This window comes from Flavobacterium tructae (assembly GCF_002217475.1).
GTDB classification, from domain to species: Bacteria; Bacteroidota; Bacteroidia; order Flavobacteriales; family Flavobacteriaceae; genus Flavobacterium; species Flavobacterium tructae.
In genome coordinates, this window is record NZ_MUHH01000018.1 from 98,024 (window position 1) to 124,336 (window position 26,313).

Consider the following 26,313-nt stretch of genomic DNA (forward strand, 5'->3'; position numbering starts at 1 on the left):
TTTTACTCTAAACAAAAAAAGCATAATTGTTGTCTGAGACTAAGTGCCCTAGCCCTGATAGAAGCGGTATCCTTTTTCCTGCTTCTTTAGCAGGGAAAAGATAAAGCGGATAGCAGGATTGGCTCCTTAAAATTACCTTCCCTTAATACTTAAATCAGATAAAAACTTTACCGTTTCCTGATCGGAATCGGCAGAGAAACCTGCGACGTAAACCCCTTTTTTACCTGAGATTGATTTAATTCCGTATACAACTGCCTCATCGCCGGGGTCTGAATTCCCTTCGTATCGATACACATGAACAATTTCAAATTTTTCAGGATTCTTTTTTATCAAGTCTGAGTTTAAGTTAAAATCAAACGTAAATCCTTTTTCATTCAATTGATCTAAAGCTTTTGAAACAGTTGCGTAGTGATACATTCTAGTCATGATAATTGAATTTTAAAATTATGGATTTTAAAGATAACCAATTTAAAATTAAATTGTTATGAAAATGGAGCGAAAATCAAAAATTTAAAATCATTATTCTTAGTAGATAAAGTGTTACTTTTGCCCCGCAGACCGCCTTATCGTCGTTCCGATTCATCGGAAGGGAGGAAAGTCCGGACACCACAGAGAAGCATAGCGGGTAACACCCGTCGGCGTTAGCAATAGCGCAAGGACAAGTGCAACAGAAAGTATGTACAGGTAATGCTGTAGTGAAACCAGGTAAACTCTATGCGGTGAAATACCAAGTATATCAGCATTTAAGGGCTTCTCGTCCGTTGTTGAAGGGTAGGTAGCTTGAGTTCCGCAGTAATGCGGAATCTAGATAAATGATAAGGCCCTGATTTATCGGGGACAGAATCCGGCTTATAGGTCTGCATTTTTTATATATTTGTGAAACTCTCTAATCTACCTTCATGAATATAACTACTCCAAAACCGTCAAATCAACCCAAAAAAAGTACTTTTAGGCTTATAGTTACGAACCTTACTTTTTGGGTCCTTATTGCCATTATTGCCGGAATTTTGCTCGGTCATTTTTCGCCCGCAAATGGTGTGAAAATGGAAATACTGGGGGCTAAGTTTATTGCATTGATCAAACTTTTTATAGGTCCGATTATATTTCTGACAATCGTTCTGGGAATTTCCGGAATGGGAAATCTAAAAAAAGTGGGCCGAATTGGAATTAAAGCCCTAGGTTATTTTGAAGTGGTTTCGACTGTAGCTTTGGCCATTGGTGTGGCTGTGGCCTATTTTTTTAAACCCGGCAAAATCGACAAATCCAGTTTGACTTTAGGTGATGCGAGCCAATATACAACGCATGCTGCGGAGCATTTCTCATGGCTGCAGTTTTTCTTGTCCAATTTTACACTCCAAGTTTTATTGGCCGCTATTGTTTGTGGTATTGCATTGAATTTTTATAAAAAAAGAGAACAGACGATTTTGGTTTTAGAACGTTTTTCTAATGTTGTTTTTCTGGGATTAAAATATGTGATGTATCTCGCTCCTGTTGGTGCTTTTGGCGGTATGGCTTACACAATCGGCAAATTTGGTTTGCAAACACTTATTCCGCTTGGGAAATTGATGTTGTGTGTGTATCTGACGATGGCACTTTTTGTTTTTCTGATTTTGGGAAGTATTCTGAGATATTATAAAATCAGGATTCTCTCTGTTTTGAAATATATTAAGGAAGAGCTTTTACTGGTACTCGGGACCTCCTCTTCTGAGGCAGCTTTACCAAGTATTATGGTGAAACTGGAACAAATGGGATGCAGTAAATCGGTTGTAGGATTGGTGATTCCAACAGGTTATTCTTTTAATTTGGATGGAACTTCAATTTATTTGTCGATGTCGGTGATATTTCTGGCGCAGCTGTATGACGTGCATTTGAGTTTCTTTGAGATTTTAAGTGTTATCGGAATTTTGATGATTACTTCAAAAGGTGCTGCCGGAGTAACCGGAAGCGGATTTATTGTGCTGGCTTCAACTTTAACGGCCTTGCATAAAATTCCGGTTGAAGGTTTAGCTTTTTTACTGGGAGTCGATAAGTTTATGAGTGAAGCGAGAGCGATTACCAATTTGATTGGAAATACGGTGGCAACAATTATTATTTCGAAAACAGAACGCGATTTTACAGAGCTGAACCTGGATCCTGTTGTAGAGGAATAGTATTGTGAGACGTGAAATGTGAAATGTGAGATGTGTAACCTGAAACTTGAAACCTGAAACTTGGAATTTGGGATTTGGAATTTGGAATTTGGGATTTGTTAAATTGAATTTTTATGAAAAGAATTGGAATTTTAGGACTCGGTGGAGTAGGTGGTTATTTCGGCGGACTTTTGGCGAAAGCTTATTATAAATCTGATGAAGTCGAAGTGATTTTTATTGCTCGTGGCGCCACACAAAAAGCTATTGCTGATAGCGGATTGAAAATTGTAACCGATGAATCAGAAATGATTGTGCATCCAAAACTAGTTTCAAATAATCCGGAGGAAATTGGTGAACTGGATTATTTAATTTGTGCTACCAAAACCTATGACATTGAGGAAAGTTTACTTTCGCTTCAAAGCTGTATTGTGGCTAAAACAGTTATTCTTCCATTGTATAATGGAGTCGATGCTCCGGAACGCATTCAGAAAATATTTCCTAAGAACGATATTTTGCAAGGCTGTGTCTATATCATTTCGATGATTACTTTACCCGGAACCATCCGAAAAATGGGTTTTTATGAGAAGCTGTTTTTTGGTTCTAAGACGGTTTCTGCTTCAAAATTAGAAGAATTACAGGGAATTTTTCAGCAGGCCAGAATTGAAAGTTATTGGGTAGAAAATATTGAAGAAACAGTATGGGAGAAGTTTATTTTTATTTCAGCATTGGCCACAACTACTTCCTATTTGAATCAGAATATTGGTGAAATTCGGGACAATCCGGAAGCCATGTCAGTTTATGTAGAACTTGTACAGGAAATTGATGCAGTTGCTAAAGCAAAAGGATTAAAGCTGCCGGATGATATTGTAAATCAGACTGTACTTAAGTTAGAAAAATCACCGCGAGAAGCTACATCATCGATGCACAGAGATTTATTAGCCGGTAAGAGCACAGAAGCACTTTCACTTACTAAGTTTGTGTTGAATGAAGGGGTTAAATATGACGTAAAAACGCCGCTGTACGAAAAAATATCTAACGTATTACTACCATAGACCTTGTTGTTTTATAGTACTGGATTAGTTGTTAATGAGTTAGAAGCTGATTTAATTGTAGGAAAATATGTTCTTTTTATTGTTTTGGTTTTATGGTTTTTATTCTACTTTTGGCAAAATTAATTTAACAGCCAAAATGAAGAAAAATTATTTGCTCTTATTGTTATCCGTTTTTATTGTCAATGTGATTCAGGCACAAGATGAAGTACCGTCAGTAGAAAAAAATCAATTCAAAATAAACATGATCTCTCCCGGATTCGTTTATGAGCACGGTTTTACAGCTAAAAACACCCTTTATTCAGAAATTAGCGTAGGAGTTGGTTACAGTTATAACAGTTTTTATAACGAGTCAAACGTCTATTTTTCCCCGTTAATCAGTGAGCAATTTCGCCATTATTACAATTTAGAAAAGAGAGCTAAAAAAGGAAAAAGAACAGCTCATAACTCGGCTAATTTTTTTGCTCTAAATGCCCAGTATAATTTTCGAAGTATTTCTACCAACGAGCGATATCGAGAATATGTACCATCAACAACCATTGCAGTACTTTGGGGATTGCAACGTACTTACAAACGAAAATTCAATATGGAATTTAATCTGGGGCCTGGAATAAATATTGATAAATACAATACAGAGTTTGTTCCGGTAGCTAATTTTACATTAGGTTGGGTTATTGGAAAATAAGAACAAAAAAATAGAAAAACCTTGGCTTGGTCAAGGTTTTTCTATTTTAAATTCCAATCCAATATTTCGGGTGCTTTCAATGCTGATTTTCGGATCGGAATTAAAGTATTTTCTAAGTCTGCTAATGAAAACATCCATGCTTCGGCCTGAGAAATAATCATCCTTTTTCCAGACCGACATTAAAATTTGGTCCCTCTTTAATAACTGGTTGTGATTCAGATATAAATACTCAATAAGAGAAGCTTCCATTTCTGTAAGCTGCTGGACATGATTTTTGTTATTTAGGGTTAGTCTTTCGTTATCAAAAATATAAGAACCAATTTCGATTATATTGTTTCCATCCAGACTCCTTTTTTGTTCGATTCTTTTTAGAATATTCTGCAAACGCAGAATAAGTTCGTCTACTTCAAAAGGTTTTATAATATAATCGTCTGCACCTAATTTTAATCCGATGATTTTATCTTCTTTTAACTTTCGTGCAGTTAGAAAAATAAATGGAATCTCAGGGTTGATTGTAATTATTTTTTCGGCCAGTGAAAATCCGTCTAATTTTGGCATCATGACATCCAAAATACAAATATCAAAAGTCTGATTTGAAAAATAGTCTAAAGCTATTTCTCCATTTTCTGCCCAGATGACTTCGAATTGATGCAATTCTAAGTATTGTTTTAAAATTGCAGCAAAATCAAAATCGTCCTCGGCTAAAAGTAATTTTTTCAAAATAAGGGAATTAAACTTTTAATAAAATAGTAAACTGAGTTCCTTTTCCAAGATCACTCACCACGCTAACAGTGCCCTGATGCGCTTTTATAATTTGATCAACATAATACAATCCTAAACCTAAGCCTTTTGTATTGTGAAGATTTCCTTGTTCTACGCGATAGAATTTTTCAAAAAGAAGAGATTGTTTGCTCTTTTCAATTCCAATTCCGTCATCTTCAACACTAATCGAAAATTGATTTTGATTCAGTTTTGTTTTTAATGTAATGGAGTTCGAACCATATTTTACCGCATTTTCCAGAACATTCAGAAGAGCAGTAGTCAAATAGAATTTATCCAGAAGCAAGTTTGTTTTCTGTGTCTGAAAATTGGTTTTAATGTCGATTTTAGGATAGGTAATTTTAAAATCATTAACGATGGTCAATAGAAAATTTTCGGTTTCGATATTTTCTTTTTGCAATTCGATGCCGTTTTCTGCCAGCGAATTGGCCATAACCTGATCAATCAAATTCTGTAAACGATTGTTCTGACGTGAAATTGTATTGACGATCGCATTAAAGTTCTCGTCATTATCCCGAATGTCTTTTCGCTCTAATATTTTGGTCGAAATACCTAAAGTCGTCAAAGGAGTTTTAAGTTCGTGAGTAATATTATTGATGAAATCGGTTTTAACATCGTTGGCCTTCTTTTGTTTGATTAATGCTTTTATGGCAATAAAAAAAAGAGTTATTAGAGTTGCTATAGAAAGTAAAGATAAAATGAGAACGAAAGTCATTCGTTTTAAAATGATCATTTCCCAGTCAATTACAGAAACATACATCGAATCCTCAGTCAATAATTTGTAATTCTTATTTTCAAAAGTTCCGTTGGTAGTCCCAACATAATTCCGAACTAAAAAGGCATGATTTAATGAGATCAGATTTCCGTATAGTTTGTTTTGGATAAAAGGTTTTTCAGAGAAAATGGTGTCTGCTTTTGCGTGGTTTTGGTACAGAACAAATTTATTAAGGACAATCGCAAAGTCAATTTTTAAGTCGGGTAAATCTCTTTTAAACTTGCTCTGAATTTTTTGTGTCAAAGCGTCGCTATATTCATTTTCCAAAATATACTTTTTGATCTCAAACTTGTTGTTTTTTCCCTCAATGTAATTTTCGGATAATTGCTGGAAAAGTGCTTCTTTTTTGGCGACTATTACCGAGTCTATGTCGCTATAATCATTAGAGATACCAGCAATTTTATTTTTAATTTCAGTGTGAAACTGCGCCACTTTATAATCGTAGGTTGTTTTTACCAAATAACATTGCACTGTTGATAAAACAATCAGAGCGATAACAGAAAAAGCTATTAGTAAATTGATTCTTTGTTTCATGAGTTGTTTTTATTGCCACACTGATACGACAGATTAAACTGGTTTACACGGGTTTGTTTTGTTAATACATAGAAACATAGTTTTGTTTGCTTAAAAAAATACGTTTCGCTTATTTAAAATACGCATCGTTTATGTGAAAGAAAGATATTTCTTTTTTACCTCCTTTAGGACAACTAAAGGCTATGTATTTATGTGTTTTATAATTTTTTAATGACTGCAATGTGATTTATTAAACGGGTATAAATCTCCGGGCTATTCTTCATTCAAAAATAATCCTTTTGTCAGACAATAATCACATTAACGCCGCATTAACCTTCAATTAACTTTCGCAATTCTTTTTTAGAAGCATTTTTGCAGGACTATAAACTAAAATCAAACTTAAAATGAACATTAACTTGCTGGTTAAACTTTTTTTAATTCTCTTTTTGTTCTTATTTTCTTTAGCGGGATATGCACAAAGCGAGACCCCAAAAGACAGTCTTTCGAATACGCTAAATGAAGTTGTGATTGCTCAGAATAAAAAGACTTTTATCAATACAAACGGAAATGTAAAAGTTGATGTTGCCAATTCTATTTATAACGTTATTTCCAATACAGTCGATTTGCTGGCAAAGTTACCAACTGTTCAAATCAGTTCAGATAGAGAAAGTATCTCTATTGTGGGCAGAGGAAATCCTTTAATTTATATCGACAATCAAAAAGTAGGAATGAGTGATTTGAATGCTTTGGCTGTAGCCGATATTAAAACTATCGAAATTATTCAGAACCCATCTTCTAAATATGAGGCCGAAGGACGTGCTGTAATTTTGATTACAAGGAAATTTAGTAAAAAAGACCGTTTTAAAACGGAGATTTCTGAGGTTGCTTCTTTTAAAAAAAAGTACAATAATTATCTCGGATTTAATACCAGTTTTAAAAAGAACAAGCTGGAATGGAAGGCTAATTTTAATTACAATAAATTACAGCCCTGGGAAAATCACAGTATTAATTACCAAATTCCCAATGCCGAAATTGCTTCTAAATATGATGTGGAGGCCTATTCTAAAAAAAGGCAGTTTATTTTTGGAGTAAGTCTGTTTTATAAGATAAATGAAGAGGATTATTTTTCGTTTAGTGTTAACAGTAAGCTTCAGAAAGATATTTTCCCTATTCATACCATAACTTATAATAAGAATAAAGAGATAGAAAATAACGTGTTAACCTACAGTGATAATGATACCCGAAAGAATTTTGTAAACTCTTTTTTGAATTATAATAAAAAAATAAAAGCTATTGATGCACAGGTTTTTACTGGCTTGCAGTGGTCTAATTTTGATCAGGCATTGTGGAGTAATGTTAAGAATAAGTACAACGAAACTCAATTTGAATGGGCACAGCTTCGCGATCAAAAATTTAAGGTGAATGTCTTTTCGGGTAGAATTGATGCTGAAAAGAAGTTTAAAAATGAGATGAAATTTGAAATTGGAGGATTGTATTCTTCTGCTGGTTCCAAATCAGATTTTGATTTGTTACATTATGAAAATGACGAAAGGGAGTTTAGTCATTATGATTTTAAAGAGCAAAATTTAGCAGGTTACAGTCAATTTTCGGGAAAAATTAAGAAAGTAGAATTCTCCGCTGGAGTAAGGGTTGAAAATACAAATGTGGACGGGAAATTTAAAGCAGATTTGACGCCTCTAATCCGTAAAAATTACACTAATTTTTTTCCTAAAGTGCAGCTTTCATTTGCGATAGACAGCTTAAAGAGTATTAGTGTTAATTATGCCAAAAGTATCTCGAGACCTAATTATTCTTCTTTAAGTCAGGGAACAACCTATATCAATCCGTACTTTTTATATGCCAGAAATATTAATTTAGATCCTACGATTGTCAATGAGATTTCGTCTACATTTCAATATCATGATAAATCGGTGAAGCTAACGTATTATCAAAATACAAACCCTGTTTATAATAGTTTTTTCTTTGATAAGGAACTCAATATCATGACTTTTAAAGATGTGAATTTTGAGAAAGAGTCCGCCTTGATTCTTGATTTTGAATTGCCTTTCACTTATAGATTCTGGACTACTACAAACTCTTTGGTTTTGGTTTCAGAGAAAATTGAAGACTCTTCGGCCGTATTCAGGTCTTCCAAACCTTATTTTTATTATTACTCCAATAACGAATTTAGACTTCCAAAAGATTATGTATTAGTGGTTGGTTTCAGGACAATTGCAAAGCAGTACAAAGGAGTTTTTGAAAGAAATGCAAGAACGGTCGTAGATGTGGCTGTTTCTAAAACGTTCTTTAAAAATTGGAGTTGTGTGTTAAGTTTTAATAATGTGTTTAAAAGTATAACGGAAGCAGAAGTTTTTGCAATTAACAATATCAGTTCGAAATCAAGATATTTGATCGATGAACATGAGATTTCAGTTTCTGTAAAGTATTCTTTTGGAAAAGTAAAGGAATCCGAATTCAAAGGAAAAAGGATGGAGGAGAGCTCAGATCGTATAAGATAAAACAGAGTTGTGAAATTGTCTTTCTGAGCGAAGTTTTAAACTTAAAATGTTCTGACTTCGCTCGATATGACAGTATTGGCAGAGCGAGGTTTACCCTTCGTCTTCTTCTGTTATTTTAGTAGATGAATCGTCCGGCAATTCTTCATCGTCATCAGTGGAGTTCAATTCGAAGAAACTAAAGAAAGATCCTCCGTAACTTTTTTGAAAAGAAAAATTACTCAAATGATCCATTTTGGTGTATTTCGAATGTTCGATAATCATCATACCGTCTTCGTGAAGTAATTCTCTTTCGAAAACCGTTACTACAATTTTTTCGAATGCAGCCTGGTCAAATCCATAAGGCGGATCGGCAAAAACAATGTCGTAGGATGTTTTACAGTTTTCCAGAAATTTGTAAACGTCACTTTTAGTTGCGGCGATGTCAAAATCGTATTCTGACGAAACCTGCTTGATGAATTTTACGCATCCAAAATCACCATCTACTGAGGTAATTGGAGCACTTCCGCGGGAGGCGAATTCAAAACTGATGTTACCGGTCCCTGAAAACAAGTCCAAAACCTTTAAACTGTCAAAACTAAAATGATTGTTCAAAACATTAAACAATGCTTCTTTACTCATGTCGGTTGTTGGTCTTACAGGAAGGTTTTTTGGCGGAAAAATGCGGCGTCCTTTGTATTTCCCTGAAATGATTCTCATGATTGGAATAGGATATAATGTTTTTGATTTTCGGTTGTGGTGAAGCTATTTCTTTGCTGTAAGGTGCTTACATCCAAAAAGGATATATGACGAATGTATTTATATGCAATGGCATAAAACGCATCGTTTTGGTCGATTGTACCTAATAATTCAAGCGGAAAACTTTCAGGATTCAAACTTAATTGTTCGGCAGTAAAAAGCAAATAATAAATAAAATCTTCAGGTGTTTGATATTCAAATGAATTGAATAATAATAGTTTTTGATTCTGGACTACAATCACTTCAAAATGACCGGGGTTGAAATTAACGACCATTTTTTTATCGTCATTGTTTCTTGAAGCGTCCAGAATTTTTTCGACTAAAATACTGTTGGCATGTTTGTAATCAAAAGTGCCAAACTGATCGATGAAAAAATTGTTGATGTTAACATACGGTATATAAACCGCATTCATTTGGTATTTTGAAATCTGATCGTAAGCAAAAAAATCAGTTTCGAAAACTTTTGTATTGTATTGCAGGTAACTTCCAAGGTAGTTTTCATCAAACAAAGCCGTTGGAACAAAAGTAGAAAGATTGTTATTGTGAATCACTAAAACTTCGTCGTAAGTTTCCGTTAGTTCCGGGTGATTTCTAAAAGCATCTCCAAACAATTCTTCAACTTTAGTCGTTTTGTGAAACGTATCGAAATGAATTTCTTTTAAAGAAGTAATCGTATTATTTAAAGTGTCAAAACAACAAAATGACAATCCGGTCAGAGAAACCTGAATAGAAAGCTTTTTGTAATTTTTTGAAGTGATGTTAGTGTTTTGTAATGACATATTGATTTACAATTCGTTACCTGTTTTACAAGAAGGAATTTTAGGCGACCACAAACTTACAAATTAAAAAGGAACAATAATAATTGCAATTTCAAAAAACAATTTCACATTCATTTTAAAAGAAAGTTAAGAAAAGTTTTTTTTGAAAAATAAATTTAGGGTTCTTTATGAATTCTGCCGGGGTTATAATTTTAAATTGGCATTGCCATTTAAAAAGACGAACTTTGGATCTTAAATTGACCCTATGAATTCAGCATTGTTTTACGGCGTTTTGCAAAAAAAATTTCCATTTGCACCAACTTATAAGCAGGATATTTTTTTTCAAAAAATCGCTATTTTTTTAACCGAACCGGCTAACGACACCATTTTTGTTTTGAAAGGATATGCAGGAACGGGAAAAACAACTGTGATTTCGACCATAGTGAACAATTTAGGGGATATTAACAAAAAGTTTGTCTTGCTGGCGCCAACGGGACGTGCAGCAAAGGTAATCGCCAGTTATTCAAATACACCCGCATTTACGATTCATAAAAAAATATATTTTCCGAAAAAATCTTCCGGTGGAGGTGTAGCTTTTACCAAACAGCTCAATAAACATAAAAACACCATTTTTATCGTCGATGAGGCCTCGATGATTTCTGATAATAATTCCGATTCAAAATTGTACGATAACGGATCACTGCTGGATGATTTGATTACCTATGTCTATTCGGGAACCAATTGTAAAATGATTCTTTTAGGAGATACTGCTCAGCTTCCTCCTGTAAATATGGATATTAGCCCGGCTTTGGATACGCATACTTTAGGGATTCACTATGGTAAAGAAGTCGAACATATCGAGCTGGACGAGGTAATGCGTCAGGAAGAAAGTTCGGGAATTTTGTTCAATGCAACAGAACTAAGAGAATTGCTGAAGGAAAGTTTTATTACTGAGTTTAGATTTAATGTTAGAGGATTCAAAGATATTGTTCGATTGACGGACGGGTATGACATTCAGGATGCTATCAATATGGCTTACAGTAATTATAGTATTGAAGATACCGCTTTTATTGTTCGCTCGAATAAAAGAGCCAATCAGTATAACGAGCAAATCCGAACCAGAATTTTATTTAAAGAAAGTGAACTGTCGGCAGGAGATTTCTTGATGGTGGTTAAGAATAATTATTTCTGGCTGAAAGAAACAGATGAGGCAGGATTTATTGCCAATGGAGATATTATCGAAGTTCTGGAGCTTTTTGGAATCAAAGAATTGTACGGATTTAATTTTGCAAAGGTAAAAATCAGAATGGTCGATTATCCGGACCAAAAGCCTTTTGAAACGGTATTGATTTTAGATACCATAAAAAGTGAATCTCCATCTTTAACCTACGAAGAATCCAATCGTTTGTATGAGGAAGTAATGAAAGATTATGAAAGTGAAAGTACCAAATACAAGAAGTTTCAGAAAGTAAAAGAAAACGAATATTTTAACGGTTTACAGGTGAAGTTCTCCTATGCGATTACCTGTCATAAATCGCAGGGTGGACAATGGAATACTGTTTTTATCGAGCAGCCGTATTTACCAAACGGAATTGACCGCGATTACATCAGATGGCTGTATACGGCTATGACACGTGCTAAAAATAAGTTATATTTGATAGGGTTTAAAGACGAGAGTTTCGAGGAATAAAACACGAATTTTACTAACTGTCACGAATTTTTTAGATTTAGTATTGGTAAGATCTGTGAAATTCGTGTTATAACCATTTACTATGACAACACTAAACGACTTACATTCGATTTCATCTTCGTTTTCGAATACTGATAAAATGCCGGTTTTGTTTTTAGGACACGGAAGTCCCATGAATGCGATTGAAGAAAATCAGTTTGTGACCGGTTTTCGAAATCTGGCAAAAACATTGCCGCAGCCTAATGCCATTTTGTGTATTTCGGCTCACTGGTTTACCAATGGTACCAAAGTGACTGCGATGCAAATGCCCAGAACGATTCACGATTTCGGAGGATTTCCTCAAGCTCTTTTTGAGGTGCAGTATCCTGCAAAAGGAAGTCCGGAATTGGCTCAGGAGACAAAAAAAATATTAGAACCTGTTCATGTCGATTTAGATGAGCACTGGGGACTGGATCATGGTGCCTGGAGTGTGATCAAACATCTGTATCCGGAAGCGAATGTTCCCGTAATTCAGTTGAGTATTGATTATACGAAGTCAGGACAATATCATTTTGAGTTGGCACAAAAGCTGCAATCGTTACGCCGCAAAGGAGTTTTGATTATTGGAAGCGGAAACATTGTTCATAATTTGCGATTGGTCGATTTCCGGAACTTTGATAAAGACAATTACGGTTACGATTGGGCAATTGAGGCGCGGGAAACCATCAACAGTTACTTATTGGACGATAATTTTCAGCCTTTGATTGACTTCGAAAAAATGAATAAAGCAACTCAATTGGCAATTCCTACTCCTGAGCATTATCTGCCATTACTATATACTTTGGGATTAAAAGAAAAGTCGGAAGAACTTAGTTTGTTTAATGATAAACTATTGGCTGGTTCTTTGAGTATGACATCGGTAAAAATAATATGATGTGATTTTGTGCATCTCTGCGGGTTATTACGCAGAGATGCACAAAGATGCCACGGAGATTCGCTAAGATTATTTTCTCTTCTTCTAGGTTATAGTGATCGAAATAACTGTCGGCGATTCTCAAGTAATTTGTTGCTAAATATTATATAAAAAGGTTTCTCGCAGATTTTGCAGATTTAGGCAGATTAAATTTGGAAAAATCTATTACGCATTCTATGATGAAAAATCTGCTGGATCTGCAAAATCTGCGTGAGAAAAATTACGCAGCACAAAAAAACTCTGTGAATCTCTGTGGCATCTTTGTGAAGCTCTGTGGTATCCTAATTTATGATTCTTTTTCTAAGTTATACGCATACAGATAACCGTCAGCACTTCCGAAGTAAACCGTATTGTTGCTGATAAATGGCGAAGAAACAATCGATCCCAGTTTGTACAATTCATCCATTGCTTTTTTATTGTTTTCATATATAGAAAGGTCTGTATAGTGCGCAGCGTGACCAGAATCTAATAAATCATTTTTTAAGACAGAAGCAGCAAATTGCTTACGGTTCTCAGTACTTATGGTTTTAGATTTTTTCCCGTTAGAAAGAAGGTCCAGACTAAAGAAATTGCCTGTAAAATCACCAAAATAAATTGTACTTCCGGCTATAGCGGGAGAATCATAGATGTAGCCATTCGTTTTAAATCGATATTTTTCGGCGCCATTTCTGGCATCTAGAGCCAGTAGGGCATAGGTGTCTGAAGTTCCTACATAAACCGTATTATTCTGAATAACTGCAGTACTTAAAACCCAGGAATTTTCGGCATCGTATTTCCAAACCAATTTTCCGGTTTCGGCTTCAAGAGCAAAGAAGAATGGTTCTCTGGCTCCAAAAAAGACTTTTCCATCTGCAACAGCTGCCGACGATTGGATTCCTTTAAAACCTGGTTTTGTTCCTGTTGCAAAGCGCCAGATCTCCTTACCGGTTTCTATGTTTAAGGCGTAGAGAACAGCATCCCAGCCGCCAACGTAAATTTTATTCTGATCGATTACCGGAGTTCCGTGTACGGGGCCATTGGTTTTAAACTTCCATTTTAAACTTCCTGTTTTGGCGTCCAGCGAATAAACATTTCCGTCACTGCTGCCAAATAACACAACGGCTTGTTTTTCTTTTTTGTAAACTACAGGAGACGAAAGATAAAAACTCCATAAATCTTCCATGTATTGGGTTTCCGGCTTCAGTCCAAATATGCCTTTTTCTCCAAACCAATGTTCTCCACCGGTTTTAAATTTCCAGATTAATTTCCCGTTTTGAGTGTTTACCGCGTAATAGTTTCCGTCAAAACTTCCAAAGAAAACAGTATTTTCAAAGATGCCGGGAGTGCTGTGGATAGCTCCGTTAGTTTTGAATTTCCACTTTGTTTTGCCTGAGTTTTCTTCAACAGCGTAAAGAAAACCATCTTCGCTGCCAATATAAACAATACCGTTTTTTGCAACCGGTGAGGAGAAAATTTTACCATCGGTTTTAAATTTCCATTTCAGGCTGGAAGCAGGCTGATATCCCTGTCCGTTGAAAATACGATCTGTAAAGGCATTGTTTATAGTAGGTTTTTTTTGGCAGAAGGCCGAGGGAATAAAAGTTAAGTTTAACAAAAGCAAGAGCAAAATCAGGTGTTTTTTCATAGTGGTTTTTTCTGATAAATATAATGCATTTTTTAAGGGGCTGTTCTTCAGATTTGTAAATTGCGACAAAGAATATTTTTTTTAAACTTATTAGTTTTGAATAGTTACATTTGTTTAGAAGTTTATAAAAGAAAAATAAAATGAAGATTATAGCTGTAATTCCGGCACGATATGCATCAACACGTTTTCCTGCTAAACTAATGCAGGATTTAGGAGGGAAAACCGTGATTTTAAGAACGTATGAGGCAACCGTCGCTACAAAATTATTTGACGATGTATTTGTGGTAACTGATTCCGATTTAATTTATAATGAAATTGTAAATCAGGGCGGGAAAGCTATTATGAGTATTAAAGAACATGAATCGGGAAGTGATCGAATTGCAGAAGCGGTTGCGGGTCTTGATGTTGATATTGTGGTAAATGTACAAGGAGATGAACCTTTTACTGAAGCCGGACCTTTAGAACAGGTTTTGTCTGTGTTTAAAGACGATAGAGAACGCAAAATAGATCTGGCTTCTTTAATGCGTGAGATTACCGATGAAACTGAAATTAACAATCCGAATAATGTAAAAGTGGTGGTCGATCAGTCGCAGTTTGCTTTGTATTTTTCGAGATCAGTAATTCCGTATCCAAGAGATAAAGATGTTGGGGTACGTTATTTTCAACACATTGGAATTTATGCTTTTAGAAAACAGGCTTTATTGGATTTTTACAGTCTGCCGATGAAATCTTTGGAAGCTTCTGAGAAATTAGAACAATTACGTTATTTAGAATTCGGGAAACGTATTAAAATGGTAGAAACCACTCATGTCGGAATCGGAATTGATACTGTTGAGGATTTAGAAAAAGCAAGAGCTATTTTAAAGGATATTTGATTGAAGCAGGTTAAGCAGGAAGCTTGTAAAATGTGAGATGTGGAACCTGAAACTTGAAACTTGAAACATGAAACTTCAAACCTGAAACTTGAAACATGAAACTTCAAACCTGAAACTTGAAACTAAAAAAAACTCCCCAAACGAAATATTTTCTTTTGGGGAGTTTTTGTATAATGAGCTAAATTCTTAGTATAAAGCTGGATATTTAGAAGGGTTAACTTCGTGCATCATGCTGTAGACTTTTTCAAAAATATCTTCTGCAGAAGGTTTTGAGAAATAGTCACCATCAGTTCCGTAAGCCGGTCTGTGCTCTTTTGCAGCAAGCGTTTGCGGTTTACTGTCTAAATGATGGTAAGCATCCTGTTCTTCCATAATTTGCTGTAAAATAAACGCTGAAGCTCCACCAGGAACATCTTCGTCAATTACAAGCAAACGGTTGGTTTTGGCAATACTTTTTACAATATCCTTATTGATGTCAAAAGGAAGAAGAGACTGAATGTCGATAACTTCACAGTCAATGCCTAAATCTAACAATTCAACAGCTGCCTGCTCTACCAATCTTAGAGTCGATCCGTAAGAAACAAGTGTAATATCTGAACCTTCTTTTAACGTTTCAACTACACCAATCGGCGTTTTGAATTCACCAAAGTTTAAAGGTGTTTTTTCTTTTAAACGGTAACCGTTCAGACATTCGATTACTAAAGCCGGTTCATCACATTCTAAAAGGGTGTTGTAGAATCCTGCGGCCTGAGTCATGTTTCTTGGAACCAAAACGTGAATACCACGAATGGCATTAATAATCATTCCCATTGGAGAACCTGAATGCCAGATACCTTCTAAACGGTGTCCACGGGTTCTGATGATTAACGGTGCTTTTTGCTTTCCTACTGTTCTGTATTGTAATGTTGCCAAATCATCGCTCATGATTTGGATGGCATATAGTAAATAATCTAAATATTGAATCTCAGCAATCGGACGCAGACCTCTTAAAGCCATACCAATTCCCTGACCAATGATGGTAGCTTCACGGATTCCGATATCGGCAACACGAAGTTCTCCGTATTTTTCCTGCATACCTTCCAATCCTTGATTTACGTCACCAATGTTTCCAACATCTTCACCAAAAATCAAAGTCTCCGGATATTTGGTAAACAAGGCATCAAAGTTATCACGTAAAATCATTCTTCCGTCCAGGTCCGCTTTCGCGTCTTCGGCGTATTTTGGAAGTACTTTTTCAACTGAAAATACATTTAAATCAGAATCAGAGTATAAGTTACTGCTGAATCTTGGTTGTGTAATTTCAATATAATTTGTAATCCAGTTGGATAATAAAACCTTACTGTTTGGTACTTCGATAAAACGCAATATCTTTCTTGCTATGGCAAGCATTTCCTTTTTTAAAGGTGATTTAATAGCGCTTAATTCCGAAATATATTTTTGTATTCTTTCTTTATGATTGATGCTGGCTTCAGCAATTTGCCCTAATAAAGCCAAAAGATTTTTCTGATCTTCAATAATTGGATTGATGAAAGAATTCCAAGCCTCTTTTTTAGCTTCAAGAACCTCTTTTTTCAAGTCAAAATCAATTTCAGCTAATTCTTCCGGAGATGCAATGTTGATGGCAATCATCCACAAACGCATTTGGCGAATACAGTCAAAATCTTTTTCCCAAGCCAGTCTCTCTGCGTTTTTATAACGTTCGTGTGAACCGGAAGTAGAATGTCCTTGCGGTTGTGTTAATTCGTTTACGTGAATTAAAACCGGAATATGTTCTTCACGTGCAATAGCACCGGCTCTTTCGTAGGTCGAAACCAATTCAGCATAATCCCAGCCTTTAACTCTGAAAATTTCATAACCTTTGGAATCCTCATCACGTTGGTATCCTTTTAAGATCTCAGAAATATTTTCTTTTGTGGTCTGATGTCTGGCGTGAACCGAAATTCCGTATTCATCATCCCAAACACTCATTACCATTGGAACTTGTAGAACTCCCGCAGCGTTTATAGTTTCAAAGAACAAGCCTTCAGATGTACTGGCATTTCCAATAGTTCCCCAGGCAACTTCGTTTCCGTCTACTGTAAATTTATCTTTAATAGTAATTCCGTCAACATTTCTGTAGATTTTGGAAGCCTGAGCCAATCCTAATAACCTTGGCATTTGCCCGGCTGTAGGAGATATATCTGCGCTTGAATTTTTTTGTTTTGTTAAATCTTTCCAGGAGCCGTCTTCGTTTAAACTATGTGTTACAAAGTGTCCTCCCATTTGTCTTCCGGCAGACATTGGATCAAAATCTAAATCGGTATGACCATATAAACCTGCGAAAAACTGTTTTGGAGTCAATTCGCCAATAGCCATCATAAAAGTCTGATCGCGGTAGTATCCGGAACGAAAATCTCCATTTTTGAAGGCTTTCGCCATAGCAAGTTGCGGAACTTCTTTACCGTCTCCAAATATTCCAAATTTGGCTTTCCCAGTCAATACCTCTTTACGTCCTAAAAGACTACATTCACGGCTCGTAACCGCAATTTTATAGTCGTTCATTACTTCAGTTTTGAAATCTTCGAAAGTAAGTGTAGTATTATTTTTTTCTTTAATCATAATCTCAAATGGGTAATGTTTCGGAGCAAAAATAATTAAAAAGTATCAATAATCATAATTCATTAAAGTAAATATAATTTAATTATATGTAATTAAATTGCTAAAACAGGGTGTGTTTTTTAAGTGATATTTAGTTTTTTTGTTTTTTTAGTGCGAATAATTTATGTTTTTATAACTAATTCATTCGATTAAAGCCATTTTCTAGTAAAAAGATTAAGTAATGTTTTTGGTGAAAATGTGACAATAAATCGTATTTTTTCACTGTATTTATTTTGCGAAATCTCCCATCCGTTATTAGAATAAACCGGAAAGTACAATTCAAAATAATCCGGAACTAAATTTAACCGGATACCACTATCATATCTGAAATTTTCGCTTTGATGCTTGCTTCTCATTAAACCTACATCTCCGTAAACCTCAATCCAGTTCCAAATAGCATAGCTCGCATTTAGGGTAGCCATCCATTGATTGGCATATCTTGGTGCTATTTTAGATTTAAAACCACCTTCGGCTATTATATATTGCTGACTGAAAATTCCGGTACTTTCTGATCTGCCGAAAAAATTGTAATCAAACATATAATCAGAAGGTCGGTCTAAACCAAAACTAAAATAATCAGAGTTTGTTCGATTGTATAAAAAGCTTCCGGCGTACAATCTTAAATTTAGTTTGCGATTGTTTTCAAAAAGTCTTCTGTATTCAATTTCTGCAGCTACTTTTCCAAATTTTCCTGAGAACTGAACATCCGTCATAAAATTAAAATGATTTACCAGCTCCATTTTTGTATTAACGTAACGGGCATTAAAAACAGAATAATTTGGAGTGGAATTGTCTTTGATGTAAGTACTTGCTTCACGATTTACAATAACCTGTCTGAACATGATCAGTTGTTTTCGGTTATCTCTGAAATTTTCTTCACGTATTCTAAACTGTACCATCGGATTCAGCCTCAAATAGGTGGCATCAGGAGCGTAGTGGTAATAATTTTGGCTTAGGGAATAGCGTACATTATATAAGGTGCTGTTTCGATAGTATTGATTCCAGGAAAATGAGGAAGAACCGGAAAAAGTTTTCGCATTAATGGAATAAGCCGGTTCGATATCAAACGTAAAAGGTTTGTCTAAAATTGTTTTGTTGTGAAGACGCATACCGGGAGTCAGACCGTCGTAATAGTTATAATTAAGAGTCGGTATGTATAAAATTTGATTGTAATAAGGGTCTTCGAGATCTTTGGCAAAATTAAACTTGATAGGACGATTAGTAATAACCAAGCTTTTTATAGACCTCCAATTGTTTCTTTGATTGTATTCCGGAACCTCATTGTCATAGTTGATGACAATTTTGTCGGCATTTTTTCTTTCAAAAATATAGGTTGAATCGGCAGTTTTTGGTTCGACCCATTCTTTAAAAACAACTTCATTTTTATTAATTCCATATATAGGAATAGGAGCATAGATGCCGGTTCTGTTTTTAATTCGAAAAGCGACAGTGTCTTTCGTTCTAGAAACATGGGTGAACTTATAATCGATGATGTCACGTGATCCTATAATGGTGTTAAAAAACCAGTCAATCTTTTTTGGACTTTTTTTGGTTAGTATTTTTTCTAAATCGTATCGGTTTGTTTGTTCCGTTTTATTTAAATCGTAGAATTCCTGCACACTTTCGGGAACAATATTGTGATTTAAATAATCATCTAAATAGCTAAAAATTAAACCTGCACGATATTTACTCGCGATTTGTTCGTTGAATTTGATTAAAGTATTTTTCGGATCACCCAAAGGCTGATCCAGATTTTTACGAGCCATTAACATATAGTAATAGCTGTATTGCTCGTTGAAAGTCAAATTAGTGATGTTAAAACCAGAAAAGAGTTTCATGTCAGAGAGCCTTCCAAGCATTTTTTGATCCAGATGATTTTCTTCGATGTACTTCATCATCGCATAAATCTGAATCCCGTCATAAACCCAGTTGTCTTTTCTGGGGTCCAGACGCAGACTGTTTTTAAGGTAGTTATTCAGATAGGTTTTCAGGAATGTAATTTCAAAAACAAATTCATCTGAAAACGGACTGATAAACGAAGGCAGCTGGTTCAGTCCGTAGAATGGATTTCGATCGTAATCTACCTGAGAAACAGTGATTCTTTGGTGTGGATACTTTCCAATAAAAGAGTTCGCAAAAGTAACTACTTTATTGATGATAATCGCACTTTGAATTTCGGTTAGTCTTTTGTTTTTAAGATTTGTAAGTACCTCAAGTGATCCGTTATCGTAACTTGTGAAACCATTTTGTTTTTCGATGAACAGACTAAAATCAGTTCTGTTTTTTCCTGAGAACTGGTACGTTTTAAAGGAAGAGTTAGTAGTGTCTTTCGAAACCGGATTCAAATCAGTCGTTATAGCATACTGGTTGGGGATTTTTATTTCAAGTTCGTAATCTGTACTTGCATTGGTAATATCGTCCAAATTGAAATTGTCGTATTTCATAAAACGGTGATTCTCAAAACGGGCAGGAGTTATGAACCAGTCTTTTAAATTCATTCCTCCATTTTGATCAAAACCATAACGAGTAAACTTGTCACTTGGTATTTTGGCAATATAAATTAAGTGCAAGTCAATTTTTTCTCCCGGACGTAATTTTTTATTTAGTTTTACTACGATATAATCGGGATTTTTTTCAGTTCTTTCCCATTCAAGTGCGGAATTGTCTGAATCAGTAAGCCCCAAAACAGTTGTGCTCCCTCTTTCAGAAGTTTTTGCTAAGTGGAAACCTCTGTAAAATTCATCAGAAAATCGTCTGGCTAATGGTGTGTTTTTATCAGAAAAAGCATTGTTCCAATCGTTAAGAACTATTGAAATCAAAGAATCATTTGAAGTGTTGTGATAAGTGATATCCTGTTTGATATTCAGGGTTTTGAGTTCTATGTTAACAGCGACTTCCATCTTAGACTGATGTTGCGCATATTGTTTTATCGAGCTTAATAGAACAAAAAGATAGAATATAATTTTATAAAATGATTTCAAGGATAGAGCAAATGATTAGAATTATAAATAAACTCACAAGTAAATAATGATTCTGGTTTTTTGTAAAAATAGTATAAAAAAAGCTGTTTAAAAAACAGCTTTTAATTTTTGTAGTATTTTATTTAACTGAATCATACACAGTACTATATTTGTCTCAGTTTTTAACGGCTAAGTGCGAAATTTAAATTTTCAAATTCGTTTAAAAGACAGATGTCTCTATTAGAAATTTGGACTCAAATCGTACTTTTTGTAGAATTTATCCAATACGTCAACTACTTCGTCTTCAGTGTCTACAATTTTAAATAAGTTCAAATCTTCAGGGCTAACCGTGTGCATTTTTTCTACCAGTACAGTTTTAACCCATTCGATTAATCCTGACCAGAATTCAACTCCAACTAATATAATAGGGAATTTTCCAATTTTTTTAGTTTGAATCAAAGTGATGGCTTCGAACATTTCGTCAAGAGTTCCAAAACCTCCCGGCATTACCACAAAACCTTGTGAATATTTTACGAACATTACTTTTCTCACAAAGAAATAATCGAAATTAAGGTTTTTATCGTGGTCGATATAAGGATTGAAATGTTGCTCAAAAGGCAATTCGATGTTTAATCCAACCGAAGTTCCACCACCTAAGTGAGCTCCTTTGTTTCCGGCTTCCATGATTCCGGGACCACCTCCTGTGATTACTCCATAACCTGCTTTGCTGATTTTATAAGCAATTTTCTCGGCTAATAAATAGTATTTGTCTTCTGGTTTTGTTCTTGCTGAACCGAAAATCGATACGCATGGACCAATACGCCCCATACTTTCGTAACCGTTTACAAATTCAGCCATGATTTTAAAAATCGCCCAGCTGTCATTCGTTCTGATTTCATTCCACGTTTTTTGTTTTAAACGGTCCTGAATTACTTTATCCTCATCATTATCAAAATCTTCTAATCTCATTTTAGGTATTTTATAATTTATATTTTTTTAAAATTGTTCTCTTTTTAGCATGGACAAAAGAGTGGTGCCTGTTTACATATTTTTGATCGAATTGTTGTTTTTCTATCAAAAAAAGCACTGTCAAAATTTGAGATTTTGACAAAAAGGCTAGCTAAATTAAGCCTTTTTTTGTGAATTGGTGCAAAAAATAAAATTTATTAATTTAAATATAGCATCTAAATAAAAGGGGGTATTGAGTTGTTATTCATTATCAGTAAATTAAGACGGTTTTGTGGTAATTCTTTATCTTGTCTTAAAAGGTTTTGATTTACGGATAAATATATATCGTTCTGATGGAACTCTCTTTTGTGATGGTTTCTTTATTTCAACGGATTAAAATCCGTTGTTACAAATATGTTGTTCCTTCGGAACTTATTTTGTTGTGATTTTTTATTTCAACGGATTGAAATCCGTTGCTATAAATAGGTCGTTCCTTTGGAACTTGTTTTGATGTGATTTTTTATTTCAACGAATTTAAATTCGTTGAAATAAAAATATAATTCCTGCGGAATTTCTTTTTCCACGCAAGTAGAGCCATCGGCTCGATCCATTTTGTAGAGATGGATTTTAATCCGTCATATAAATCAAACGAAATAATAGATAGAACCGTAGGTTCGGTCAATAGTATTTTCTGCAATTATATCAATTGACAAAAGAAAAATCATTGCCAAAGTGACAAACCTTGACAATGATTTTATTATTCTAATTCCTTTTTCAAGAATTTAGCGGTATAACTTTTTTTGCTTTTCGCAACTTCTTCCGGAGTTCCTTTGGCGATCAATTGTCCACCGCCTTTTCCGCCTTCAGGACCAATATCGATAATATAATCGGCAAGTTTAATCACGTCCATATTGTGTTCGATTACCAGGATTGTATTTCCTTTGTCTACCAATTTATTAATCACGTCCATCAAAACACGAATGTCTTCAAAATGCAATCCAGTCGTAGGTTCGTCCAGAATATAAAAGGTGTTTCCGGTATCTTTTTTGGATAACTCACCAGCCAGTTTGATGCGTTGTGCTTCTCCGCCGGATAATGTTGTGCTTTGTTGTCCGAGTGTAATATATCCTAATCCAACATCCTGAATAGTTTTTACTTTTCGATAGATTTTCGGAATGTTTTCGAAAAATGGAACTGCCTCATCAACGGTCATGTTTAAAACATCTGAAATTGATTTTCCTTTGTATCGAATTTCGAGTGTTTCTCTGTTAAAACGCTTGCCCTGACAGGTTTCGCATTCTACGTAGACATCTGGTAAAAAGTTCATTTCGATAGTTCTAACCCCAGATCCTTCGCAGGTTTCGCAGCGTCCGCCTTTTACGTTAAAACTAAAACGCCCTGCTTTATAACCACGAATCATACTTTCGGAAGTCATAGTAAACAGGTTTCTAATCTCTGTAAAAACTTCGGTATAGGTCGCCGGATTCGAACGCGGAGTTCTTCCAATCGGACTCTGGTCGATATCAATTACTTTATCGATATGTTCTAATCCCTCAATTTTTTTATACGGTTGCGGTTTTTTAACACCATTAAAATAGTAAGCGTTTAAAATAGGATAGAGTGTTTCGTTAATTAGAGTTGATTTTCCACTCCCCGAAACACCTGTCACGCAAATCAATTGTCCTAAAGGCAATTCGATCGAAACATTTTTCAGGTTGTTTCCGGTCGCTCCTGTAAGTTTTAGTGATTTACCGTTTCCTTTGCGACGTTCCTTTGGAATCTCCAGTTTCATTTTACCGTTCAGGTATTGAGCGGTAATAGTATTAGATTTTAAGGTTTCTTTTGGAGTTCCAATGCTGATGATTTCACCACCATATTTACCGGCTTTTGGACCAATGTCAATTACATAATCGGCAGTTTCGATCATGTCTTTATCATGTTCAACCACAATAACCGAGTTCCCGATATCACGTAATTGTTCTAGTGATTTAATCAATTTTTCATTATCTCTCTGATGCAAGCCAATACTAGGTTCATCCAGAATGTACAAGACACCAACCAGCTGTGATCCAATTTGAGTAGCCAGACGAATACGCTGCGCTTCGCCTCCTGAAAGTGATTTTGAACTTCGGCTTAAAGCCAGATAATTCAAACCAACATTCATCAGGAAGTTTAAACGATCCTTGATTTCTTTAACGACCTCTGAAGCAATCAGGATTTGTTTGTCAGTCAGATGGGTATGTAAATCCAGGAACCAGGTGGTTAAATCAGAAATATCCATATCACACAAATCAGTGATATTTTTTTCATTAATCTTGAAAAACAGAGCTTCCTTTTTCAGACGGGAACCTTCACAAACGGGACAATTAACTTCGTCCATGAAATCTTTTGCCCAACGTTTAATCGTGGTGGAGGCACTTTCATCATATTGATTTTTGATGAAATGGGAAATTCCTTCAAAATCTATTTTGTAATCGCGGGTTACGCCAAGGTCTTTAGAATTTACGGTGAATTTCTCTTTTCCGCCATGTAGAATTGTATTCATGGCTTCTTCAGAAATTTTCTCAATAGGATCTGTTATTTTAAAACCATACTTTTCACCAATAACTTCTAATTGTTTAAATATCCACGAAGATTTGTATTCGCCAAGGGGAGCAAAACCTCCCGCTTTAATAGATAATTTCGGATTTGGAATAATTTTTTTGACATTGATTTCGTGTACCGTTCCTAAACCGTTGCAATGTGGACAAGCTCCTTTGGGAGAGTTGAAGGAGAATAAATTGGGTTCAGGATTTTGATACGAAATACCCGTCGAAGGGCACATCAGATTTCTACTGAAATAGCGTACTTCATTAGTATCCTGATCCAAAATCATCAAAACGTTTTCTCCATGGTGCATCGCCGTATTGATGCTCTCAGAAAGACGTTTCTGATTGTCTTCGGTATTTTCAATCAGCATTCTGTCGACTACAATTTCAATATCGTGCGTTTTGTAACGGTCGAGTTTCATTCCGGAAACTAAATCCTGAACTTCACCATTGACACGTACTTTTAGAAAACCTTGTTTGGTAATTTGTTGGAATAACTCTGCATAATGACCTTTTCTGGCCTTAATTACAGGAGCTAATATATTGATACGTTTTCCGTTAAAATCCTGTATGATTAAATCTTTGATTTGCTCGTCAGAATAAGAAACCATTTTTTCTCCCGTATTGTAGCTGTACGCGTCGGCACCTCTGGCGTAAAGAAGTCTTAGGAAATCGTAGATTTCTGTAATAGTTCCAACAGTGGAACGCGGACTTTTACTGGTTGTTTTTTGTTCAATTGCAATTACGGGAGAAAGTCCGTCGATTTTATCTACATCGGGACGCTCCAGGCCTCCTAGAAACTGTCTGGCATAAGCCGAAAAAGTTTCTACATAGCGACGCTGTCCTTCGGCATAAATAGTATCAAATGCCAAAGATGATTTTCCTGAGCCCGACAGACCGGTAATAACTACCAGTTTTTCACGCGGAATTGAAATGTCTATATTTTTTAGATTATGAACTCTTGCACCAAGAACTTCAATAGTATTGTCTTTTTCTAACATAAATTTGAGCAAAAGGCAAAGTTACCACTTTGATTTGTTCTTTTTATACTGGATTGTAAAAGTTTATGTTACAAATAGTAACAAAAAACGCTAACCAAAGTTAGCGTTTTCTTTTGCGTGTAAGCATATATTCTTCGATGGCTTCTTTGGTAGTGTACCAGTTTCGGCCTTCTTTATAAGCATCTATTTTACCTGTTCTGGCAAGTAAACTTACATATTCCTGACCGTATGGGGTTTCAGGTTCGCTTACAATATCAGATATTTTTTGATAATCGTAATCGTTGCCCGGCATTGCATTTAGATAGATATTTAAAGTTCGTTCTAAAGCTTGACACATCAAAAGAGTTAATTTCTGATAATTGCCATTGTTTGCCTGATTAAGGGCTTCGTAATATTTCTTTCGGTCATTTTTTAGGATAATAGCCGGAGGAAAGCCACAACGCATTAGCAATAAATTCATACTTAAGCGCACTGTACGGCCATTTCCATCAAAAAAAGGATGAATCCAGACCAACTTATGATGATAAATCGTAGCCAATTCAATATCGTTGAGATCTAATGGATTTGTATTGATAAAATCAATTAATTCATCGAGATAATCTGAAACTTTGTTGGCATTGGGCGGCATAAAATTTGCTCCGGAAATTCGAACTCCGCCATTGCGCAAACGACCGGCAAAATCATCTTCAATAGAACGCAAAACTAATCCGTGAATCGACAAAATATCAATGCTTCGGAGTTTGTAGGTATCGTCTATAATTTCATACAGATAATCAATCGCCTTATCATGATTGTGGGTTTCAAAATGTTCCCGAAGCGATTTTCCTTTGATGGTAATGCCTTCCTGAATGACCATTTGTGTTTCGCGTAAGCTCATAGTGTTACCTTCGATGCTGTTCGAATTGTAGGTCCACTCTAAAGATAAACTTTCTCTGATTTTATGCAAAGCAATGTTGGGCAGTGGTCTGCTGTTTTGCAGATCGAGCCTTTTTTGATACAATCGATCAAAGGTAGATTGAAATTCAGTTCTATATGTTAAGTCGATATCCCACATTACCCAACAAAAGTACTTCTTAATATCGGATAATCCAAAAA

At 35.2% G+C, this 26,313-nt stretch carries 19 protein-coding genes and 1 other RNA gene; 8 read left to right on the top strand and 12 right to left on the bottom strand.

All coding sequences use genetic code 11. The annotated features are described in order from the left end of the window. Positions 1-132 precede the first annotated feature (132 nt). On the bottom strand, positions 133-426 hold the full coding sequence (locus B0A80_RS08415; protein WP_026110008.1) for a hypothetical protein: 294 nt from the start codon (positions 424-426) through the stop codon (positions 133-135). 124 nt (positions 427-550) lie between these two features. On the opposite strand from B0A80_RS08415, the gene rnpB reads away from it, so the two are divergent. From rnpB to B0A80_RS08435, 4 genes are all read left to right on the top strand, one after another. Beyond that, positions 551-868: RNase P RNA component class A (gene rnpB, locus B0A80_RS08420), an RNA gene on the top strand. Positions 869-899: 31 nt separating this feature from the next. Continuing rightward, a complete protein-coding gene (locus tag B0A80_RS08425; RefSeq protein WP_089076997.1) occupies positions 900-2,150 on the top strand; it encodes a cation:dicarboxylate symporter family transporter in 1,251 nt (416 codons plus the stop codon). Between the two features lie 113 nt (positions 2,151-2,263). Further along, on the top strand, positions 2,264-3,181 hold the full coding sequence (locus B0A80_RS08430; protein ID WP_089076998.1) for a ketopantoate reductase family protein: 918 nt from the start codon (positions 2,264-2,266) through the stop codon (positions 3,179-3,181). 136 nt (positions 3,182-3,317) lie between these two features. Continuing rightward, on the top strand, positions 3,318-3,863 hold the full coding sequence (locus tag B0A80_RS08435; protein ID WP_089077034.1) for a DUF3575 domain-containing protein: 546 nt from the start codon (positions 3,318-3,320) through the stop codon (positions 3,861-3,863). Between the two features lie 30 nt (positions 3,864-3,893). Here the strand turns inward: B0A80_RS08435 and B0A80_RS08440 are convergent, their stop codons facing one another. Both B0A80_RS08440 and B0A80_RS08445 read right to left on the bottom strand, forming a co-directional pair. Continuing rightward, positions 3,894-4,583 carry a response regulator transcription factor gene (locus B0A80_RS08440; protein ID WP_089076999.1) on the bottom strand — a complete coding sequence of 230 codons (690 nt, stop codon included), beginning with the start codon at positions 4,581-4,583 and terminating at the stop codon, positions 3,894-3,896. A 10-nt stretch (positions 4,584-4,593) separates the two neighbouring features. After that, positions 4,594-5,952, bottom strand: coding sequence for a sensor histidine kinase (locus tag B0A80_RS08445; RefSeq protein WP_089077000.1), 1,359 nt, complete (start codon positions 5,950-5,952; stop codon positions 4,594-4,596). Positions 5,953-6,335: 383 nt separating this feature from the next. Here B0A80_RS08445 and B0A80_RS08450 point away from each other — a divergent pair, with 383 nt between their 5' ends. After that, the gene (locus B0A80_RS08450) at positions 6,336-8,450 is read left to right on the top strand and encodes an outer membrane beta-barrel family protein (protein ID WP_089077001.1); all 2,115 of its coding nucleotides are present in this window, start codon (positions 6,336-6,338) and stop codon (positions 8,448-8,450) included. 90 nt (positions 8,451-8,540) lie between these two features. Here the strand turns inward: B0A80_RS08450 and B0A80_RS08455 are convergent, their stop codons facing one another. Continuing rightward, a complete protein-coding gene (locus B0A80_RS08455; RefSeq protein WP_017496661.1) occupies positions 8,541-9,146 on the bottom strand; it encodes an RsmD family RNA methyltransferase in 606 nt (201 codons plus the stop codon). Continuing rightward, entirely contained in the window at positions 9,143-9,964 is an 822-nt protein-coding gene (locus tag B0A80_RS08460; protein WP_070908846.1) for a DUF3822 family protein, read from the bottom strand. The genes B0A80_RS08455 and B0A80_RS08460 overlap by 4 nt, the downstream gene beginning before the upstream one ends. Before the next feature lie 244 nt (positions 9,965-10,208). On the opposite strand from B0A80_RS08460, the gene B0A80_RS08465 reads away from it, so the two are divergent. Further along, entirely contained in the window at positions 10,209-11,633 is a 1,425-nt protein-coding gene (locus B0A80_RS08465) for an ATP-dependent DNA helicase (protein WP_070908845.1), read from the top strand. 82 nt (positions 11,634-11,715) lie between these two features. Continuing rightward, a complete protein-coding gene (ygiD, locus tag B0A80_RS08470; protein ID WP_089077002.1) occupies positions 11,716-12,546 on the top strand; it encodes a 4,5-DOPA-extradiol-dioxygenase in 831 nt (276 codons plus the stop codon). A 325-nt stretch (positions 12,547-12,871) separates the two neighbouring features. Here ygiD and B0A80_RS08475 read toward each other — a convergent pair whose 3' ends face one another. Continuing rightward, positions 12,872-14,209 carry an outer membrane protein assembly factor BamB family protein gene (locus tag B0A80_RS08475; RefSeq protein ID WP_089077035.1) on the bottom strand — a complete coding sequence of 446 codons (1,338 nt, stop codon included), beginning with the start codon at positions 14,207-14,209 and terminating at the stop codon, positions 12,872-12,874. 140 nt (positions 14,210-14,349) lie between these two features. On the opposite strand from B0A80_RS08475, the gene kdsB reads away from it, so the two are divergent. Continuing rightward, a complete protein-coding gene (gene kdsB, locus B0A80_RS08480; protein WP_089077003.1) occupies positions 14,350-15,084 on the top strand; it encodes a 3-deoxy-manno-octulosonate cytidylyltransferase in 735 nt (244 codons plus the stop codon). Positions 15,085-15,270: 186 nt separating this feature from the next. On the opposite strand, the gene B0A80_RS08485 is transcribed toward kdsB, so the two are convergent. The 6 genes from B0A80_RS08485 to B0A80_RS08505 all read right to left on the bottom strand — a co-directional run bounded on the left by B0A80_RS08485 (position 15,271) and on the right by B0A80_RS08505 (position 26,272). Next, positions 15,271-17,682: an alpha-ketoacid dehydrogenase subunit alpha/beta gene (locus B0A80_RS08485; RefSeq protein ID WP_017496655.1), complete on the bottom strand. Its 2,412-nt coding sequence runs from the start codon at positions 17,680-17,682 to the stop codon at positions 15,271-15,273. A gap of 188 nt (positions 17,683-17,870) precedes the next feature. Continuing rightward, the gene (locus B0A80_RS08490; RefSeq protein WP_089077004.1) at positions 17,871-20,621 is read right to left on the bottom strand and encodes a gluzincin family metallopeptidase; all 2,751 of its coding nucleotides are present in this window, start codon (positions 20,619-20,621) and stop codon (positions 17,871-17,873) included. Positions 20,622-20,921: 300 nt separating this feature from the next. Next, positions 20,922-21,650, bottom strand: a complete 729-nt coding sequence (locus tag B0A80_RS08495) for an LOG family protein (RefSeq protein WP_017496653.1) — start codon at positions 21,648-21,650, stop codon at positions 20,922-20,924. 455 nt (positions 21,651-22,105) lie between these two features. Further along, complete coding sequence (locus B0A80_RS21075) at positions 22,106-22,240, bottom strand: hypothetical protein (RefSeq protein ID WP_262487852.1); 135 nt, start codon at positions 22,238-22,240, stop codon at positions 22,106-22,108. Between the two features lie 146 nt (positions 22,241-22,386). Next, positions 22,387-25,218: an excinuclease ABC subunit UvrA gene (uvrA, locus tag B0A80_RS08500; RefSeq protein ID WP_089077005.1), complete on the bottom strand. Its 2,832-nt coding sequence runs from the start codon at positions 25,216-25,218 to the stop codon at positions 22,387-22,389. A 100-nt stretch (positions 25,219-25,318) separates the two neighbouring features. Beyond that, positions 25,319-26,272, bottom strand: coding sequence for a Fic family protein (locus B0A80_RS08505; RefSeq protein WP_070908839.1), 954 nt, complete (start codon positions 26,270-26,272; stop codon positions 25,319-25,321). Between the last annotated feature and the right edge of the window lie 41 nt (positions 26,273-26,313).